Raw genomic sequence first — 17,334 nt, forward strand, 5'->3', positions numbered from 1 at the left:
AGAATCGTTCAGTTCGCGGCGTTCCGCTCTAACCATTCCCCACTCCCCATTCCCCACTCCCCATTCCCCATTCCCGGCTCCAATGCACCTGACCGCCGAACCCGCCTACGTGCTGCATGCGCGCCCCTGGCGCGAGACCAGCCTGTTGGTGGAGGTGCTGAGCGAGCAGCACGGGCGGCTCGGCCTGGTCGCGCGCGGGGTGCAGGGGCCGAAGCGGCAGGTGTTGCGGGCCGCCCTGCAGCCGTTCCAGCACATCCGCGTCGATGCGCTGTTGCGCGGCGAACTGGCGCGGCTGACCGCGGCCGAAGCCCTGGATGCGGCGCCGCGCCTGGACGGTGATGCGGCGCTGGCCGGGTTCTACGTCAACGAACTGTTGCTGCGGCTGGTGCCGCGGCACGACCCGTTCCCGGAGTTGTACGAGCTTTACGGACGCACCCGCGCCCGGCTGCCGGGCGAAGGCCTGGCCTGGACATTGCGCCGGTTCGAGCGCGATCTGCTCGAGGCGCTGGGATCGGGCTTCGACTGGAGCGTCGACGCCGATGGCGCGCCGATCGATCCGGCCGCGCGCTATCGCCTGGACCCCGAGCAAGGGCCGCGCCGCCTGCTCAGCGACCGCGGCCATGGCGAACGCAGCGCCGCCGCGACCGGTCGCGCGCTGCTGGCCCTGGCGCGCGACCTCGCGCCGGAGGCGTCCGACCTGCCGGGCTTGCGCCAGGCCCTGCGCGCGGTGCTGACCCATCATCTCGGCCCGCGCGGGCTGAAATCCTGGGAAATGATGGCCGAGCTGGCGCGGGTGCGCAGCCGCCCCGAGCCGGGCGCGGCGCAGGACTAGCGCCGCTCAGCCGGCGCTGCGGACGGTTTCGTCGGCCGCGCTTTCGAAACGCGCCAGCAAGGCGGCCGAGTCGGGCTGCGCCTGCAGCTCCTGCACCGCCTGGGCCAGCCGCACCGCGCCGACGAAGCCGCAACTGGCGCGCAGCTTGTGCAGTTCCGCGCGCACCGCATCGACATTGCCGAGTTGATGGGCGCTGCGGATCGCGTGGCGCGCATTCGGCAGTTCCTGCACGAACAGCCCGCGCAGGGTGGCGATGTGGGTGCGATTGCCGTTCAACGCACGCGCCGCGCTGTCGTCGTCCCAGGCCGGCGTGGACGCTTCGGCGGCGGATTCCGGCTCGGGCAGGACCAGCAGGCGGCGGATCGTGGCGCGCACCGCGGAGGCGGGCAGCGGCTTGACCAGCACCTCGCAGAAGCCCGAGGCGATCAGCCGCTCGCGCACTTCGCTTTCGCCGGTGGCGGTATGGGCGACCGCGAGGGTGCGCGGGTGGCGCATGCGCAGGCGCGCGAGCAAGTCGCTGCCGCTGCCGTCGGGCAGGTTGGCGTCGAACAGCCAAAGTTGGTAGTCGTGCGCATCGCCGAGCGCGAGCGCGGCGGCGAGGCTGTCGGCGCCGTCGACCTGGGCCGGCATCGCCTCGACCGCGGCGGTCAGGAAGGCGCGGGTGACCGGGTCGTCCTCGACCAGCAGCACGCGGGGGACTGGGGAATTCTTCATTGCCGGTTCGCTTTCGCCCGCTATCCTGCGTCCATGCTGCGGGCCATGTTACGCCTACTGATCGGTTTGTCGCTGCCCCTGGCCGGGATCGCAGCGGCCGATGTGCAGGCGCGCACATTGAACGCCCGAATCGCGCGCGTCAGCACCGCCGTGGCGACGCTGGACGGCGTGACAGTGCGGCTGTCGTGGCCCGACGGCGCCGAGCAGGGCGAACTGCAACTGCGCGCAGCCAAGGTGACGGCGCCGGACCTGGGCTATCGCTTCGCCGACCTGAGCTGGCGCTGCCCGCTGCGGCGCGACGGGCGCGGCGGCTGGGCCTGCGCCGGCGAGTTGCGCAGCGGCCGCGGGCGGGCGCTGCGTCTGGCCCTGGACCTGGGCGTCGCCAGCACCGATGCGCGACTGACCCGCGGCGACAGCGCGATCGCCTTGCGCCGCGATGCGGCCACCCCCGACCTGACCCGGATCGACCTGACTCGTGTGCCGCTGGCCTGGACCCAGGCCTTGCTGGCCCAGGCCTGGCCGGAGGGGCGGATCAAGGCCGGCCGGCTCGACGGCCGGCTCGACATCGCCGCGCCGGCGCGCGGGCCGCTGCGCATCGCCGGGCCGCTGCGGCTCGACGGCGCCGCCTTCGACACGCCCGACGGCTCGGTCGCGGCCGAACGCCTCGGCGCGCGCCTGGACTTGGACAGCGCGCTCGGCGGCGGCGAGCGGTTCGTTGTCGACGGGCGCCTGCTGGGCGGCGAGCTGCTGTTCGGCAACGCCTATATCGCCCTGCAGCAGCGGCCGGTGGAGCTGCGCATCGAAGCCGAGCGCGGCGCCGGCGAGAGCGGCTGGCGTCTGCCGCAGTTGCTGTGGCGCGACGGTCGCCTGCTGCAGGCGCAGGGCAGCGCCGCGCTGGACGCCGACGCCGGCCTGGCCGCGCTCGACCTGCAAGTGCGCAGCGACGATCTGGCGCCGCTGCGCGACGGCTATCTGTCCGGTTTCCTGGCTCTGGCCGGGCTGGCGCAACTGGAACTCGGCGGCGCCGCGCAGGCGCGATTGCGGCTGCGCGGCGGCGAACTGCAACAGGCCCAGGCGCAACTGGGCGCGGTGCGCATGAACGACCCGCAGGGCCGGTTCCGTTTCGAGGGCCTGGACGGCGAGTTGCGCTATTCCGACGCCGATCCGGTCGACAGCGAACTGGCCTGGTCGGGCGGGGCGCTGTACGGGCTGGAATTCGGCCCGACCCGGCTGCCGTTCTCCAGCGACCACGGCGAACTGCGCCTGCGCCGCGCGATCGGCTTCCCGATGCTGGGCGGCCAGGTCGGCATCGACGGTCTGCGGCTGCGCCCGCCGGCCGGCGGACGCGGCCTGGACCTGCGTTTCGGCCTGACCCTGGACCGGCTCGACATCGGCCGCCTGGCCAAGGCCCTGGACGGCCCGGCCTTCGTCGGCGAACTCAGCGGCCGCCTGCCGCAGGCGCATTACGCCGACGACCGGCTCGAACTGGACGGCGGCCTGAGCATGCAGTTGTTCGGCGGCACGGTGGCGGTGTCGTCGCTGGCGATGGAGCGGCCGTTCGGGGTCGCGCCGACCCTGAGTTCGGACCTGGCGCTGGAAAACCTGGACCTGGAATCGCTGACCGGCGTGTTCGGTTTCGGCAGCATCACCGGCCGTCTGTTCGGCCGCATCGACCGGCTGCGCCTGGTCGACTGGCAGCCGGTCGCGTTCGATGCCGAGCTGCATACGCGCAAGGCCGCCGGCGTGCGCCAGCGGATCAGCCAACGCGCGGTGCAGGACCTGTCCAGCGTCGGCGACTCGTCCTTCGTCGGCAGCCTGCAGGACCGGCTGATCGGTTTCTTCGACGACTTCGGCTATGCGCGCATCGGCATTTCCTGCCGCCTGGCCGAGGAGGTCTGCCATATGGACGGTCTGGGGCCGGCCAAGAACAACGGCTTCCTGATCGTTCAGGGCGCCGGCCTGCCGCACCTGGACGTGGTCGGCTACAACCGCCGGGTCGACTGGCCGACCCTGCTCGAACGCCTGGAAGCGGTGAGCAAGGGCGAGCTCAAGCCGGTGGTGCAATGACCGCGATGCGGTCGCGTCCGTGTATCTCGCCGTTCAACGGCGCCGTGGTTCAATAGGCGCCGACTCGTTCAGCCCGCGCCCGGAAGCGCGGGGCCCCGCGCAGGATGCGCGCCCACGAAAAGGAAACCGATCATGCGCCGTTGGATGGGAGTACCGGTCGCTGCCGTGATGTTGACGGCCTGCGTGACCATCAACGTCTACTTTCCGGCCGCCGAGGCCAAGGAAGCGGCCAAGGAGTTCGTCGAGAAGGTGATCGGCGACCAGGCTCCGGCGGCGACGCCGCAGCCCGAGCCGGCCAAGTCCGGCGGCGGCCTTGGCGCGGTGCGGCCGCAGGCCCCGGCCAGCGACGCGGCCCGGTTCGCCGCGCGCATCGACTGGCTGTCTCTGGTCGGCATCGGCAGCGCCTACGCGCAGTCGCCGGACATCTCGATCAAGACCCCGGCGATCCAGGCGATCCAGTCGCGCATGGCCTCGCGCTTCGACAGCCAGCTGCGCGCCCACTTCGATTCCGGCGCGCTCGGCTTCACCAGCAACGGCACCGTCAGCGTGCGCGACGCCGGCAAGATCCCGCTCGGCGAGCGAGTCGCGGTCAACCAGGCGGTGGCCGACCAGGGCCGCGACTCGGCCGCGGTCTACCGCGAAATCGCCGTCGCCAACGGCCACCCTGAATGGGAAGGCCAGATCCGCCAGGTGTTCGCCCGGCAATGGATCGAAAGCGCCAAGGGCGGCTGGTGGTACCAGGACGCGGGCGGCGGTTGGAAGCAGAAATAGCCGGGAATCGGGAATCGGGAATCGGGAATCGATTCGAGCAAAAAGCCCGCCGTTTGGCGGGCTTTTTGCCGTTTGGACGCTATCGGCTCTTGCTTCTGACCATTCCCAATTCCCGATTCCCCATTCCCGGCCGGCCGAAAATGCGACAATGGCCGGCCTTTGATTCCTGCCAGCAGCTGTGGCCCGCATCGATCAAACTCCTTTCGAGGCCGCCATCGCCGGCCTCACTCATGATGGCCGCGGCGTCGCCCGGCGTCCGGACGGCAAGGCCGTGTTCGTCGCCGGCGCGCTGCCGGGCGAACGGGTCATGGCCAAGCAGACCGCGCGTTCGCGCCACTACGACGAAGCGGTGACGCTGGAGGTGCTGGAAGCCTCGGCGGACCGGGTCGTGCCGCGTTGCGCGCACTTCGGCACCTGCGGCGGCTGCGCCCTGCAGCACATGGCCGAAGACCAGCAGATCCTGGCCAAGCAGAACGTGCTGCTGGAGAACTTCGAACGCATCGGCCACGTCGCGCCCGAACGGGTGTTGCCGGCGCTGACCGCTTCGGCCTGGGGCTATCGGCGCAAGGGCCGGTTCTCGGTGCGCCGGGTCGAGAAGAAGGACAAGACCCTGGTCGGCTTCCGCGAGACCGATCCGCGTTTCGTCGCCGAGATCCGCCGCTGCGACACCGTGATCCCGCAGATCGGCGACAAGATCGAAGCCCTGGCGACGCTGATCGACGGCCTGCAGGCGCGGCGCGAGATTCCGCAGGTCGAGTTCATCGGCGGCGATCCGCAGAGCGACCACGGCGGCATGGCGCTGACCTTCCGCCATCTGGCGCCGCTGTCGGAAACCGACCGCGAGGCCATCGTCGGCTTCGCCCGCGAGCACGCTTTCGCGGTGTTCCTGCAGCCCGGCGGCGTCGACAGCGTGCACCCGTTGTGGCCGGCCGATCCGCAGCTGTCGTTCTCGCTGCCGCAGTGGGAGCTCGAACTGAAGTTCCGGCCGCTGGACTTCATCCAGGTCAACGCCGCGCTCAACGGCCGCATGATCCAGCACGCCATCGACCTGCTCGAACCGCAGGCCGAGGACCGCGTGCTCGACCTGTTCGCCGGCCTGGGCAATTTCACCCTGCCGCTGGCGCGCACCGTGCGCGAAGTGGTCGGGGTCGAGGGCGAGGCCGGGCTGGTCCAGCGCGCGAGAGAGAACGCCGCGCACAACGGACTGGGCAACGCCCAGTTCTACGCCGCCGACCTGGGCAAGGACCTCAGCGCCGAGCCGTGGATGCGCGAAGGCTTCGATCGCCTGCTGCTGGATCCGCCGCGATCGGGCGCCGACTTCGTGCTGACCCAGCTGCCGCTGAAGCAGTTCAAGCGCATCGTCTACGTCAGCTGCCATCCGGCCTCGCTGGCGCGCGACGCCGGCTATCTGGTGCGCGAGAAGGGCTGGAAGCTGCGCGCGGCCGGGGTCATGGACATGTTCCCGCACACCGCGCACGTGGAATCGATCGCGATGTTCGAGCCGCGCTGAGGCGCGGCCCGCGCTGGTCGCCGTCCGCCGCGCTCAGCGCTGCGGATCCAGGCGCCAGCTGCCGTCGGCCTGCGCCGCGAAGCGCAGCCTGGCCTGGTCGTCGCCTTCCGGCAGGCGCATGGCGACGTCGCAGGCGACCAGGCCTTCGTCGCGGTCCAGTTCGCAGTCTTCCAGTGCCGACACGATCAGGCTGGTCGCGGCGCGCTCGTAGCGGGCGCGCTGCTCGGCCTTGTCCAGGCGCGGGGCGCGCACCAGCAGGTCCGCGCGCAGCAGCGCCTGTGCCTGCGCCTGGGGCGGCGCCGGCGGCGCCAGGTCGGCCAGCGGCAGCAGCGTCCAGGCGCCGTCGCGCAGTTGGAAACGGTAGGTCTGGTAGGCGCCGCCCAGGCCCGATTCGAGCCGGACGATGCAATCGACCCGGTCCTCGTGCAGCGGACCGCAGAGGCGCAACTCGCTGAGCCGGATCGATTCGACCAGCGCCTGGCCCATCGGCGTCGCCGCCGGCGATTCGGCGGCGAGCGCTGTGCGCTGCGCGGCGATGGCCTGATCGAGCGTCGGCGCTGCCGGCGTGGACGCGACCGGCGCGGCGGCGACGGCCAGCGGCAACGACAGGCACAGCAGCGACAGGCTCAGCCGTGCAGCGCGATGCCGCAGCGGAAAGGGCAGGGGGAGCATGGCGTCCTTGCGGGATGCGGCGTTGCGCCGGGAGCGCGCATTCTACGTGCGCATTCGCTCGCCGCCCTCGGTCATAATGGCGCATGGGCATCGAAATCGAACGCAAATTCCTCGTCGTCGGCGACGCGTGGCGCGCCAGCGCGCACAAAGTCGTGCCGATGGCGCAGGGCTACCTCAACGACCTCGACGCGATGGAGCCCGCCGCCGGGCGCAGCGCGATGAAAGCCTCGGTGCGGGTGCGCATCGCCGGCGACGAGGCTTATCTGAACCTGAAATCGCGCGAACTCGGCCACACCCGGCAGGAGTTCGACTACCCGATTCCGGTCGCTGACGCGCGCGCGCTGCTGGCGCTGTGCGTCGGCGGCCTGGTCGACAAGCGCCGCCATTACGTCGAGCACCAAGGCCGGCTGTGGGAAGTCGACGAATTCCTCGGCGACAACGCCGGGCTGGTGGTGGCCGAGATCGAGCTCGAACGCGCCGACGCGCCGTTCGAGCGCCCGGACTGGGCCGGCGCCGAGGTCACCGACGCGCAGCGCTACTACAACCTGGCCCTGGCCACCCGGCCGTACTCGGCCTGGACCCAGGCCGAGCGCGACGGCGCGGGCTGAACCGCCCGGCCGGGCGGGGTGCGCCGGCCACGGCACTGCGAGACAATGGCGCCCGCGCGTCCGGCGCTGACTTTTCCCAGGAGTTCCGCATGCTCGTGATCGGCGTCGCCGGTACCGAACTCACCGCGCAGGAGCGCGACTGGCTGCAGCACGACGCCTGCGCCGGCGTGATCCTGTTCAGCCGCAACTTCGCCTCGCGCGCGCAGGTGACCGAGCTGTCGGCGGCGATCCGCGCCGCCGCGCCGCGGCCGCAGCTGATCTGCGTCGACCAGGAAGGCGGGCGGGTGCAGCGTTTCCGCGAAGGCTACAGCGCGCTGCCGCCGCTGGAGGTGTTCGGCAAGCTCTACGCCGACGACCGCGACGCCGCGCTGCGCCTGGCCGAGGAGCACGCCGGACTGATGGCGGCCGAGGTCCAGGCCAGCGGCGTCGACCTGAGCTTCGCCCCGGTGGTCGACCTGGGCCGTGGCAACCTGGCGATCGGCAACCGCGCTTTCGACGCTGATCCGCAGATCGTCGCCGAGTTCACCCGCGCCTACATCCGCGGCATGCACGGCCGCGGCATGGCCGCCACGCTGAAGCATTTCCCCGGTCACGGCTCGGTGCTGGCCGACACTCACTTCGACCAGGCGGCCGACCCGCGCACGCTCGACGAGCTGCGCGCCACCGACCTGATCCCGTTCGTCGCCGGCGTCGAGGCCCAGGCCGATGCGGTGATGATGGCGCACGTGTCCTATCCGGCGGTCGCGCCGGAGCCGGCCGGTTATTCGCGACGCTGGATCGAGGAGATCCTGCGCGGCGACCGCGCTCACGGCGGCCTGGGCTTCCGCGGCGTGGTGTTCAGCGACGACATCGGCATGGCCGCGGCGTTCTCGGTCGGCGGCATCAAGGCGCGGATCGACGCGCACCTGGACGCCGGCTGCGACGTGGTCCTGGTCTGCCATCCGCAACTGGTCGAGGAATCTCTGGCCGCGGTCGAGGGCCGCCGCCTCAACACCGCCGCGCTGACCGGCCTGATCGGCCGCGGCGCGCTGGGCTGGGACGGCCTGATCGCCGACGCCGCCTACGCACCCACCCGCCAACGCCTAGAAGGACTGGCCTGATGACTTCGCACGATTTGGCCGCGGCGCTCGCCGATGCCGACCTGATCCACGACCGCCGCAGCCTGGAGCGCGAGATCGCGCGCATGGCGGTGTCGATCCGCAACGACTACGCCGGCGCCCGCCCGGTGTACCTGACCATCATGCACGGCGGCCTGCCGTTCGCGGCGCAGCTGGCGATGGAACTGGGCCAGCGCGGCCTGGACCTGGAATTCGACTACCTGCACGCGACCCGCTATCGCGGCCAGACCACCGGCGCCGACCTGGTCTGGAAGCACCGTCCGGCGACGCCGCTGCGCGGCCGCCGGGTGCTGTTGGTCGACGACATCGTCGACGAAGGCCATACCCTGCTCGGCATCCGCGACTGGTGCCGCGAACAGGGCGCCGCCGAAGTCCGCATCGCCGCGCTGGCGGTCAAGCGCCACGACCGCTGCGTCGACGGCCTGCGCGCCGACTACGTCGGAGTCGAGGTGCCGGACCGCTACGTGTTCGGCTACGGCATGGACTTCTACGAGCAGGGCCGCAACCTGCCCGCGATCTACGCATTGAAGGATTGAGATGAGCGCGCCCGCAATCGACCTGGCCGTGATCGGCGGCACCGGCCTGTACCGCCTCGCCGAGCTGCAGGACGTGCAGTCGCAGCAGCCCGACACCCGCTACGGCGCGCCGTCCGGGCCGATCCGGATCGGCACTCTCGGCGGGCGCCGGATCGCGTTCCTGGCGCGCCACGGCGAAGGCCACTCGCTGCCGCCGCACCAGATCAATTACCGCGCCAATCTCGCCGCCTTGCAGGCGATCGGCGCGCGCCGGGTGCTGGCGCTCAATACGGTCGGCGGCATCACCGAACGGTTCGGGCCGCGCGTGCTGGCCTGCCCGGATCAGCTGATCGACTACACCTGGGGCCGGATCTCGACGATCTGCGAAGAGCCCGGCAGCGAGGTGCTGCACGTGGACTTCGGCGAGCCCTACACGCGCAGCCTGCGTGCGGCGGTGCTGGCCGCGGCGGCGCGCGCCGGCGTGGCCCTGGTCGACGGCGGTTGCTACGGCGCGACCCAGGGGCCGCGCCTGGAAACCCGCGCCGAGATCGTGCGCATGCGCCGCGACGGCTGCGACCTGGTCGGCATGACCGGCATGCCCGAAGCCGGGCTGGCGCGCGAGTTGGGGCTGGACTACGCCTGCCTGGCGATCGTCGCCAACTGGGCCGCCGGCGCCGGTCCCGACCCGGACGAGGTGATCACCCTGCAGGACGTGCTCGACAACGTCGCCGCGGCCTCGGCCGGGCTGCCGGCCTTGCTCGGCGCGGTGCTGGATCAGTGATCGTCTTCGCATAAACCGCGACGCGCACGGGCGATCCGTCCTGCGCGTGGCCGGTTCGGTTGCGCAAATACGTGGCCGATGCCGTCACGTTGGGCCGTTGTCTTCCACGGGCGCAGTTTGCATACTCGCCTTGCGTCTTGAGGCACACTCGCCGGCGACGCACGTCAACGCATCCAGCATGAGGTCAATAAGGATATGCAGTACGGCACCGTGAAGTGGTTCAACGACGCCAAGGGCTTCGGTTTCATCTCGCCCGAAGACGGTAGCGCGGATGTATTCGTGCACTTTTCCGCGATCAACGCCAAGGGTTTTCGCAGCCTGCAGGAAGGCCAGCGCGTCAGCTACCAGCTGACCCAGGGCCCGAAGGGCGCCCAAGCCTCCGAGGTCACCCCGGCGGCCTGATCGCGTCGCTCGCGGCACGACCGCGCCTGACCGATCGTATCGGACAGTTTCCAAGGCCCCGCATCGCGGGGCCTTTCTTTTTGTCTGTTCGGGGTTGGAGCGGAGCAGGAGCAAGAGCAAGAGCAAGAGCAGGAGCAGGAGCAGGAGCAAATCCCCCCTGGCCTGTCCGGCCAGCAGGCACAGCCTGCTGGCGTTCGATCATGCGCGAACCTGCGGTTCGCAAGCGCACGCTCTCACCCTTTTTCAAAGGGGGGGAACAGCAACGGCAACGGCGGCGCGATACTGAGCCCAGGCTCTCGCCCGAGCCTCTAAGCTCTTTCCTATTCCCGATTCCCGATTCCCGATTCCCGATTCCCGAATCTCGAATCCCGAATCCCCGAATCCCCGAATCCCCGAATCCCGAGTCCCGAGTCCCGAGTCCCGAGTCCCCGTCCCCGTCCCAGGAGAAGCGCAATGAAGGAACCTTTGCCGCCGTTCGCCACCCATCGGGTCGAGAACCAGCCGCCGGCGTTCGCGCCGCGCGATCTGTGGCGCGAGGATGCGGCCTTGCGCGAGGCGGTCGCGGCCGAGGGCGGCGCGGGCCACGGCGAGGCGCTGGCGCGCTACGGCGCGCTGGCCGGGGACGAGTTGTACCGGCTCAGCTTCGATGCGCACCGCGACAAGCCACGACTGCGCCAGTACGACGCCGGTGGCCAACGCATCGACCTGGTCGAATTTCATCCCAGCTATCACGCCATCATCGGCGCGGCGATCGAGCACGGCGTGGCCGGGCTGTCCTGGCACCGACCCGGGCCCGGCGCGCACGTGGCGCGCGCGGCCTTGAGCTATCTGCATCACCAGGTCGAGCCGGGCACCAGTTGCCCGCTGACCATGACCCATGCCGCGGTGCCGGTGTTGCGCCACGCGCCGGCCTTGGCCGACTGGGCGCGCAAGGCGGCGACGCCGGCTTACGACGGCCGCGACGTCGCCGCCGCCGACAAGCCCGGCTTGACCCTGGGTATGGGCATGACCGAGAAGCAGGGCGGCTCGGACGTGCGCGCCAACGAAACCGTGGCGCGGCCGCTGACCGGCGACGAGTACGAACTGGTCGGGCACAAGTGGTTCTTCTCCGCGCCGATGTCGGACGCGTTCCTGGTCCTGGCGCAGGCGCCGGCCGGCCTGAGCTGCTTCCTGATGCCGCGCTGGCATCCGCACGGCGGCAAGAACGCGCTGCGGCTGATGCGGCTGAAGGACAAACTCGGCGACTGGTCCAACGCCTCCTCGGAGGTCGAGTTCCAGGGCGCCTGGGCGCAGCGGATCGGCGAGGAAGGGCGCGGCGTGGCGACCATCATCGAGATGGTGATGCTGACCCGGCTGGACTGCATGCTCGGCTCGGCGGCCGGGATGCGCATGGCGCTGGCGCAGGCACTGCACCACGCGCGCCACCGGCGCAGTTTCGGCAAGCGCCTGGTCGAGCACGCGCTGATGCGCAACGTACTCGCCGACCTGGCGATCGAGTCGGAGGCTGCGACCGGTTTCGCGATCCGCGTCGCCGGCGCGGTCGACCGCGCCCACGCCGATCCGGCCCAGGCCGCGTTCGCGCGCATCGCCACCGCGATCGGCAAGTACTGGGTCTGCAAGCGCGCGCCGGCCTTCGTCAACGAAGCCCAGGAATGCCTCGGCGGCGCCGGCTACGTCGAGGAATCGCTGCTGCCGCGCCTGTACCGGCAGGCGCCGCTGAATTCGATCTGGGAAGGCAGCGGCAACATCCAGTGCCTGGACGTGCTGCGCGCCCTGGGCCGCGAGCCGCAGACCGCGCAGGCGCTGCTGGCCGAGCTGGACGCCGCGGCCGGGCGCGATGCCGATTTCGATGCGTATCTGGCGCCGTTGCGCGATGCGTTGGGCGGGCGCACCATCATCGCCGAAGCGCAGGCGCGGCTGTGGACCGAGCGCCTGGCCCTGGGCCTGCAGGCGGCGAACCTGTTGCGCAGCGGCAGCCCCTTGGCCGGCGCGTTCTGCGCCAGCCGGCTCGGCGCCGGCCGCGGCCAGGCGTACGGCAGCCTGCACAGCGACGAGAACTTCGAACTGGCGCTGCAGCGCGCCGGCGGCGAATGAGCGCGGCGACGCAGCGGTTGCCGCGCAGCGGCTCGCGCTGGCGCGCTCGATTCGGTGCGCTTGATTCGGCACGCTCGATTCGGTTGGTTCACTTCAACTTGCGCGCATAGGCATCGTGCGCATGGCGGTTGATATAGGTGGACAGGCCGCGCCCGGCCCGGGCCAGCGCCTGCATCCGCGCGATCGCCTCGGCGCCGGCGCTGGCCGCCGTGTACAGGTAGTGCGAGCCGTCGACGAACTCGACCGCGATCGCCTGCGGTTCGATCCGGTAGCGGCGCACGCCGGAATCGCCGGCGAGATTGCGGTAGCGGGTCATCGTCGAGGACGGCATCTGAATGGCGCGGACGACCGGTCGTCGCCCCGATCGCGGAGATTGACCGCATCCTGCGCCGGATGGGTGTAAGTTCGGGTGAGGCGGCCCTGGGCGCCGCCGCAGGAGGTCGCCATGCGTGGTCCTCGCAAAACCCAGGCGCTGGCCTTGCTCGCCCTGGCCGCCGTGCCGCCGCCGGCGCACGGTTCGGATTTTTCGCTGGCTCTGATGCTGCTCAGCCGCGGCGCCGGTCTGGTCGCTTTGTGCCTGTGCGCGGCGTGGTGGATCGGCGAGCGCTATCGCGAGCAGTGAGTGTCGCGTCGCCGCCGCGACCGCCATCTCTCCCGCTGGCCGCGTCTTTGTCCTGCGCCCTCTGTAGGAGAGGCGTCCCACAGGGATTTCCTTCGGTCATAAGCCGCGACCGCGCTGCTGCGGTCTCGCGGCGTCTGTGTTCGAAGGCCTCTAAAGCCGCGACCGCCGTCCCTCCCTCTCGCCACGTCTTTGTCCTGTGCCCCCTGTAGGAGCGGCGTAAGCCGCGACCGCGCAGCTGCGGTCTCGCGGCGTATGTGCTCGAAGGCCTCTAAAGCCGCGACCGTCGTCCCTCCCTCTCGCCACGTCTTTGTCCTGCGCCCCTGTAGGAGCGGCGTAAGCCGCGACCGCGTTCTTGCGGTCTCGCGCTGTCTGTCGTTCGAAGGCTTCGAAAGCTTCAAAGCCCAAAGCCCAAAGCAAAGCTTCCGTCCGCAAGCGGCCGGGTCACTTTCTTTGTCCAAGGCGACAAAGAAAGTAACCAAAGAAAACGCCATTCCTGTTTCGAATCAAAAGCCACTATGGGACGAGGCCTGCGCAGGGCTGCTCCGCACAGGCCATCCATGGCCTGGCTGCGCACGGCCCGCATCCCTGCGGGCCGCCCTCCGGGGCTTCAGGGCGTTCTCGCGAGATCGGTGCGGCGCCAAGCTCTCTACGGCAACGGCAACGGCAACGGCAACGGCAACGGCAGAGGGCTTGTTGTGGGGTAGGAGCGGCGCGAGCCGCGACCGCGCTGCTACGGTCTCGCGCCGTTTGCAATTCTTCATCTGCCTGTACGCAACGCATGCTGCAGCGCAAGGATGCGCCGGCGCATCGTCGCTGCGATCGGCTGCGCGTGCCGTACTTGTGACGCGCTTGGGGATCAGCGTGTGATGCGCCCTCGCAGCGGCGGCTTGCCGCGGCGGTGGGCGATCTTCTTGACTGAGCGCTCCCGTTGTCCGTCCGTCACGACGCCACGAAGCAAGCCGGGATTCGACGACGGGCCGCCGTCCCGGCGACGGCGCCGCGAGGCCTCTGCGGCCTCATCCGAGTCATGTCAGTTCCCCATTCCAAGGAGCTTTCCAACATGTCCGTTTCGATTTCCCGCCTGCGCACCCGCACCACCTCGCTGTCCGCCTGCCTCGCTCTCGCCGCCGCGGCCACGTTCGCGTCCGGCGTCGCCGCCGCCGGCGACAACGTCGACGCGCAGCTGAAGTTCGCGATGCAGCGCGACCTGGGCATCTTCCCGGGCCAGTACGCGCAGTACCTGGCCACCGAACGCCTCGCCCAGAGCCAGGCCCGCGCGATCGAACGCGAGTTCGGCGGCGCTTACGCCGGCAGCTGGATCGAACGCAATGCCGACGGCAGCTTCAAGCTGGTCGCCGCCAGCGCGGGCGCGCGCAAGTCCTCGTCGATCGGCGGGGTGGAAGTACGCAACGTGCGCCACAGCCTCAAGCAATTGCAGCAGTCGATGGACCTGCTCGATGCCGGTTCGCGCGCCCGGATCAAGGGCATCGCCAAGCCGCTGACCGGCGTGCAGAGCTGGTACGTCGACCCGGTCAGCAATTCGGTGGTGGTCAAGGTCGACCAGGGCGCGGTCGAGCGCGGCGTCGACTTCGTCGCCCTCAGCGGCGCCGACAGCGGTTCGGTGCGGATCGAGGAAACGCCGGGCACGCTGCAGACGGCGGCGACGATCATCGGCGGCATCGAATACTCGATCAACAACGCCTCGCTGTGCTCGGTCGGCTTCTCGGTCACGCGCAGCACGACCAAGGGCTTCGTCACCGCCGGCCATTGCGGTTCGGCCGGCGCGATCGTACGCATCGGCGGCGCCCAGGTCGGCTCCTTCGCCGGCTCGGTGTTCCCGGGCAACGACCGCGGCTGGGTCAGCGTCAGCAGCGGCAACACCCTGCAGCCGTGGGTCAGCAACTACAGCGGCGGCAACGTGATCGTGCGCGGCAGCACCGAGGCGGCGATCGGCGCGGCGGTGTGCCGCTCCGGCCGCACCACCGGCTACCGTTGCGGCAACATCACCGCCAAGAACGTCACCGCCAACTATGCCCAGGGCGCGGTCTACGGCCTGACCCAGGGCAATGCCTGCATGGGCCGCGGCGACTCCGGCGGTTCCTGGATCACCAGCGCCGGCCAGGCCCAGGGCGTGATGTCGGGCGGCAACGTCCAGGCCAACGGCAACAACTGCGGCATTCCGGCTTCGCAGCGCAGCAGCCTGTTCGAACGCCTGAACCCGATCCTGAGCCAGTACGGGCTGAGCCTGGTCCGCGGCTGATCGGCATGCGGCATCGAGGCGCCTGGCTGCGGGCGGGCGCCTCGATGTTCAGCCGGCCACGACCGCCGCCACGATCAGGGCGCCGACCACCAGCACCGCGGTGCTGACCGCGCTGACGATCAGGCCTTTGACGAAGGTGGTGCCGAGCAGGAACTGGTACAGCAGGCCCGCGCCGAGAAAGCCGATCACCAGCGCCAGCGGTTCGGAGGCGATGAAATGCTCGACCGACTTGGCGAAGGCCTGCTGCACGATCAGCGCGAACACCACCGTGCCCAGACTGCTGCGCTGCGCATCGACGGCGCGCGCGGTGAACATGACCGGCGCGATGGCCAGGGCGAGCAGGACGGCGAGGACGATCAGGATCTTGAGCATGCGGGCGAGCGGGGCGGTAAGGCAGGGAAGACGGCAGCGGAGCGATTGCCGCCCGGCGCAGGGCGAAAGCGGCGTCGGCTAAGGCCGAGAAACCGCAGCAGCGCCGCAAGCAGCGGGGCGAAAGCCGCGCGCAACGCTTTCGATCTTACTCACTCCTGGCTGCTGCGCACTCGTTCCTGGCTCTTTGTCAGTCCAGGAACTGCAGCTTGGCCAGCTCCGCGTACAAGCCGCCCTGCGCCAACAGCTGTTCGTGGGTGCCTTCGGCGACGATCCGGCCGCGGTCCATGACCACGATGCGGTCGGCCTTGAGCACGGTCGCCAGGCGGTGGGCGATGACCAGGGTGGTGCGGCCCTGCATCAGGGTCTCCAGCGCCTGCTGCACCGCGCGTTCGCTCTGCGCGTCGAGCGCGCTGGTGGCCTCGTCGAGCAGCAGGATCGGCGCGTCCTTGAGCAGGGCGCGGGCGATCGCGATGCGCTGCTGCTGGCCCCCCGACAGGCGGGTGCCGCGTTCGCCCAGTTCGGCCGACAGGCCCTCGGGCAGGGCCTGGATGAAGTCGGCCGCGTGCGCTGCGCGCACCGCCTGTTCGACGTCGGCGTCGCTGGCCTCGAGGCGGCCGTAGCGGATGTTGTCGCGCGCGCTGCTGGCGAAGATGGTCGGTTGCTGCGGCACCAGGGCGATCGACTGGCGCAATGCGGCCGGGTCGAGCTGGCGCACGTCGATGCCGTCGACCGAGACCGAGCCCTGCTGCGGGTCGTGGAAGCGCAGCAGGATCGAGAACACCGTGCTCTTGCCGGCGCCGGACGGGCCGACCAGGGCCACGGTCTCGCCCGGACGCACGCGCAGGCTGAAATCTTCCAGCGCCGGCAGGTCCGGGCGCATCGGGTAGTGGAAGCCGATCCGGTCGAACGCCAGTTCGCCGCGCACCGGTTGCGGCAGGGCGCGCGGTTGCGCCGGCGCGGTCACCGCATTGGTTTCGTCGAGCAGCTCGCCGATCCGGCTCATGCCGCCGGCGGCCCGCTGCAGGTCGTTCCAGACTTCGGCCAGGGCGCCGACCGAGCCGCCGCCGATCAGCGCGTACAGCACGAACTGGCCGAGGGTGCCGGCGCTCATGCGTCCGGCGACCACGTCGTGCGCACCCGACCACAGCACCAGGGTGATGGCGCCGAACACCAGGGTGATGGCGATCGCGGTGACCCAGGCCTGGGCGCTGATGCGCCGGCTCGCGGCCTTGATCGCGATCAGCAGCGAGGCGTTGAAGCGGCCGCGCTCGTACGGCTCGCGCGCATGCGCCTGGACCGTGCGCACCGCGCCGAGGGTTTCGCTGGCCAGGGCGTTGGCGTCGGCGACGCGGTCCTGGCTGGCGCGCGAGATCTTCTGCAGCCGGCGCCCGCCGACCACGATCGGCAGCACCGCCAGCGGAATCGCGACCAGCGCGTACAAGGCCAGGCGCGGGCTGGTGACGAACAGCATCGCCAGGCTGCCGACCACGGTGACCGCGCTGCGCAGCGCCACCGACATGCTCGAGCCGACCACGCTGCGCAGCAGCTCGGCGTCGGCGGTCAGGCGCGAGACCAGCTCGCCGCTGCGGTTGCGGTCGTGGAAGCCGACGTCGAGGGTGATCAGCTGGTTGTACAGCGTCTCGCGCAGGTCGGCGACTACGCGTTCGCCGAGCACCGAGACGAAGTAGAAGCGCACCGCGGTGGCCAGGGCCAGGGCCACCGCGACCGCGAACAGCAGCAGGAAGGCGCGGTCGATCGCGCTGCTGCCGCCGCCGGCCGCGCTCTGGGCGAAGCCTTGGTCGATCATGGTCTTGAACGCCAGCGGCAGGCTCAGGGTCGCGGTGCTGGACGCGGCCAGCGCGAACAGCCAGGCCACGAACAGGCCGCGGTGCTTGCGCACGAACGGCCACAGGGTGCGCAGGCTGCCGATCGGGGCCTTCTTGCGCGGCTCAGGGGCGGCGCGGCGGCCGGTGGGCGTGTCGCTCATCGGGTCAGG

At 70.7% G+C, this 17,334-nt stretch carries 17 protein-coding genes; 12 read left to right on the forward strand and 5 right to left on the reverse strand.

What is annotated here, in order from left to right; translation table 11 throughout:
- Window positions 1-82 precede the first annotated feature (82 nt).
- Entirely contained in the window at window positions 83-832 is a 750-nt protein-coding gene (gene recO, locus K4L06_RS14275) for a DNA repair protein RecO (protein WP_221672005.1), read from the forward strand.
- Between the two features lie 6 nt (window positions 833-838).
- On the opposite strand, the gene K4L06_RS14280 is transcribed toward recO, so the two are convergent.
- Window positions 839-1,546: a response regulator gene (locus K4L06_RS14280; protein WP_221672006.1), complete on the reverse strand. Its 708-nt coding sequence runs from the start codon at window positions 1,544-1,546 to the stop codon at window positions 839-841.
- A gap of 45 nt (window positions 1,547-1,591) precedes the next feature.
- On the opposite strand from K4L06_RS14280, the gene K4L06_RS14285 reads away from it, so the two are divergent.
- The 3 genes from K4L06_RS14285 to rlmD all read left to right on the forward strand — a co-directional run bounded on the left by K4L06_RS14285 (window position 1,592) and on the right by rlmD (window position 5,894).
- The gene (locus K4L06_RS14285) at window positions 1,592-3,613 is read left to right on the forward strand and encodes a YdbH domain-containing protein (RefSeq protein ID WP_221672007.1); all 2,022 of its coding nucleotides are present in this window, start codon (window positions 1,592-1,594) and stop codon (window positions 3,611-3,613) included.
- Window positions 3,614-3,745: 132 nt separating this feature from the next.
- Window positions 3,746-4,384: a DUF1318 domain-containing protein gene (locus tag K4L06_RS14290; RefSeq protein ID WP_221672008.1), complete on the forward strand. Its 639-nt coding sequence runs from the start codon at window positions 3,746-3,748 to the stop codon at window positions 4,382-4,384.
- 166 nt (window positions 4,385-4,550) lie between these two features.
- Window positions 4,551-5,894: a 23S rRNA (uracil(1939)-C(5))-methyltransferase RlmD gene (gene rlmD / locus K4L06_RS14295; protein ID WP_221673639.1), complete on the forward strand. Its 1,344-nt coding sequence runs from the start codon at window positions 4,551-4,553 to the stop codon at window positions 5,892-5,894.
- A gap of 33 nt (window positions 5,895-5,927) precedes the next feature.
- Here the strand turns inward: rlmD and K4L06_RS14300 are convergent, their stop codons facing one another.
- The gene (locus tag K4L06_RS14300) at window positions 5,928-6,566 is read right to left on the reverse strand and encodes a hypothetical protein (RefSeq protein WP_221672010.1); all 639 of its coding nucleotides are present in this window, start codon (window positions 6,564-6,566) and stop codon (window positions 5,928-5,930) included.
- 83 nt (window positions 6,567-6,649) lie between these two features.
- Here K4L06_RS14300 and K4L06_RS14305 point away from each other — a divergent pair, with 83 nt between their 5' ends.
- The 6 genes from K4L06_RS14305 to K4L06_RS14330 all read left to right on the forward strand — a co-directional run bounded on the left by K4L06_RS14305 (window position 6,650) and on the right by K4L06_RS14330 (window position 12,084).
- Entirely contained in the window at window positions 6,650-7,174 is a 525-nt protein-coding gene (locus K4L06_RS14305; RefSeq protein ID WP_221672012.1) for a CYTH domain-containing protein, read from the forward strand.
- An 89-nt stretch (window positions 7,175-7,263) separates the two neighbouring features.
- Complete coding sequence (gene nagZ / locus K4L06_RS14310) at window positions 7,264-8,274, forward strand: beta-N-acetylhexosaminidase (RefSeq protein WP_221672013.1); 1,011 nt, start codon at window positions 7,264-7,266, stop codon at window positions 8,272-8,274.
- Window positions 8,274-8,828: a hypoxanthine-guanine phosphoribosyltransferase gene (locus K4L06_RS14315; RefSeq protein ID WP_221672014.1), complete on the forward strand. Its 555-nt coding sequence runs from the start codon at window positions 8,274-8,276 to the stop codon at window positions 8,826-8,828. Before nagZ ends, K4L06_RS14315 begins: the two co-directional genes overlap by 1 nt.
- 1 nt (window position 8,829) lies before the next feature.
- The gene (locus tag K4L06_RS14320; protein ID WP_221672015.1) at window positions 8,830-9,588 is read left to right on the forward strand and encodes an S-methyl-5'-thioinosine phosphorylase; all 759 of its coding nucleotides are present in this window, start codon (window positions 8,830-8,832) and stop codon (window positions 9,586-9,588) included.
- Between the two features lie 195 nt (window positions 9,589-9,783).
- Window positions 9,784-9,990 (forward strand): cold-shock protein, encoded by a 207-nt coding sequence (locus tag K4L06_RS14325; RefSeq protein ID WP_064748709.1) that lies wholly within the window; start codon window positions 9,784-9,786, stop codon window positions 9,988-9,990.
- 453 nt (window positions 9,991-10,443) lie between these two features.
- The gene (locus K4L06_RS14330; RefSeq protein WP_221672017.1) at window positions 10,444-12,084 is read left to right on the forward strand and encodes an acyl-CoA dehydrogenase family protein; all 1,641 of its coding nucleotides are present in this window, start codon (window positions 10,444-10,446) and stop codon (window positions 12,082-12,084) included.
- A gap of 88 nt (window positions 12,085-12,172) precedes the next feature.
- Here the strand turns inward: K4L06_RS14330 and K4L06_RS14335 are convergent, their stop codons facing one another.
- On the reverse strand, window positions 12,173-12,400 hold the full coding sequence (locus K4L06_RS14335) for a hypothetical protein (protein ID WP_221673640.1): 228 nt from the start codon (window positions 12,398-12,400) through the stop codon (window positions 12,173-12,175).
- A gap of 129 nt (window positions 12,401-12,529) precedes the next feature.
- Here K4L06_RS14335 and K4L06_RS14340 point away from each other — a divergent pair, with 129 nt between their 5' ends.
- Together K4L06_RS14340 and K4L06_RS14345 are read left to right on the forward strand one after the other, a co-directional pair.
- Window positions 12,530-12,706: a hypothetical protein gene (locus tag K4L06_RS14340; RefSeq protein ID WP_221672019.1), complete on the forward strand. Its 177-nt coding sequence runs from the start codon at window positions 12,530-12,532 to the stop codon at window positions 12,704-12,706.
- A 1,060-nt stretch (window positions 12,707-13,766) separates the two neighbouring features.
- Window positions 13,767-14,966, forward strand: a complete 1,200-nt coding sequence (locus K4L06_RS14345) for a S1 family peptidase (RefSeq protein WP_221672020.1) — start codon at window positions 13,767-13,769, stop codon at window positions 14,964-14,966.
- 48 nt (window positions 14,967-15,014) lie between these two features.
- Here K4L06_RS14345 and K4L06_RS14350 read toward each other — a convergent pair whose 3' ends face one another.
- A complete protein-coding gene (locus K4L06_RS14350) occupies window positions 15,015-15,338 on the reverse strand; it encodes a hypothetical protein (protein WP_221672021.1) in 324 nt (107 codons plus the stop codon).
- Between the two features lie 187 nt (window positions 15,339-15,525).
- Entirely contained in the window at window positions 15,526-17,325 is a 1,800-nt protein-coding gene (locus tag K4L06_RS14355) for an ABC transporter transmembrane domain-containing protein (protein WP_221672022.1), read from the reverse strand.
- Between the last annotated feature and the right edge of the window lie 9 nt (window positions 17,326-17,334).

The sequence above is a fragment of the Lysobacter sp. BMK333-48F3 genome (assembly GCF_019733395.1).
Taxonomy (GTDB): Bacteria; Pseudomonadota; Gammaproteobacteria; order Xanthomonadales; family Xanthomonadaceae; genus Lysobacter.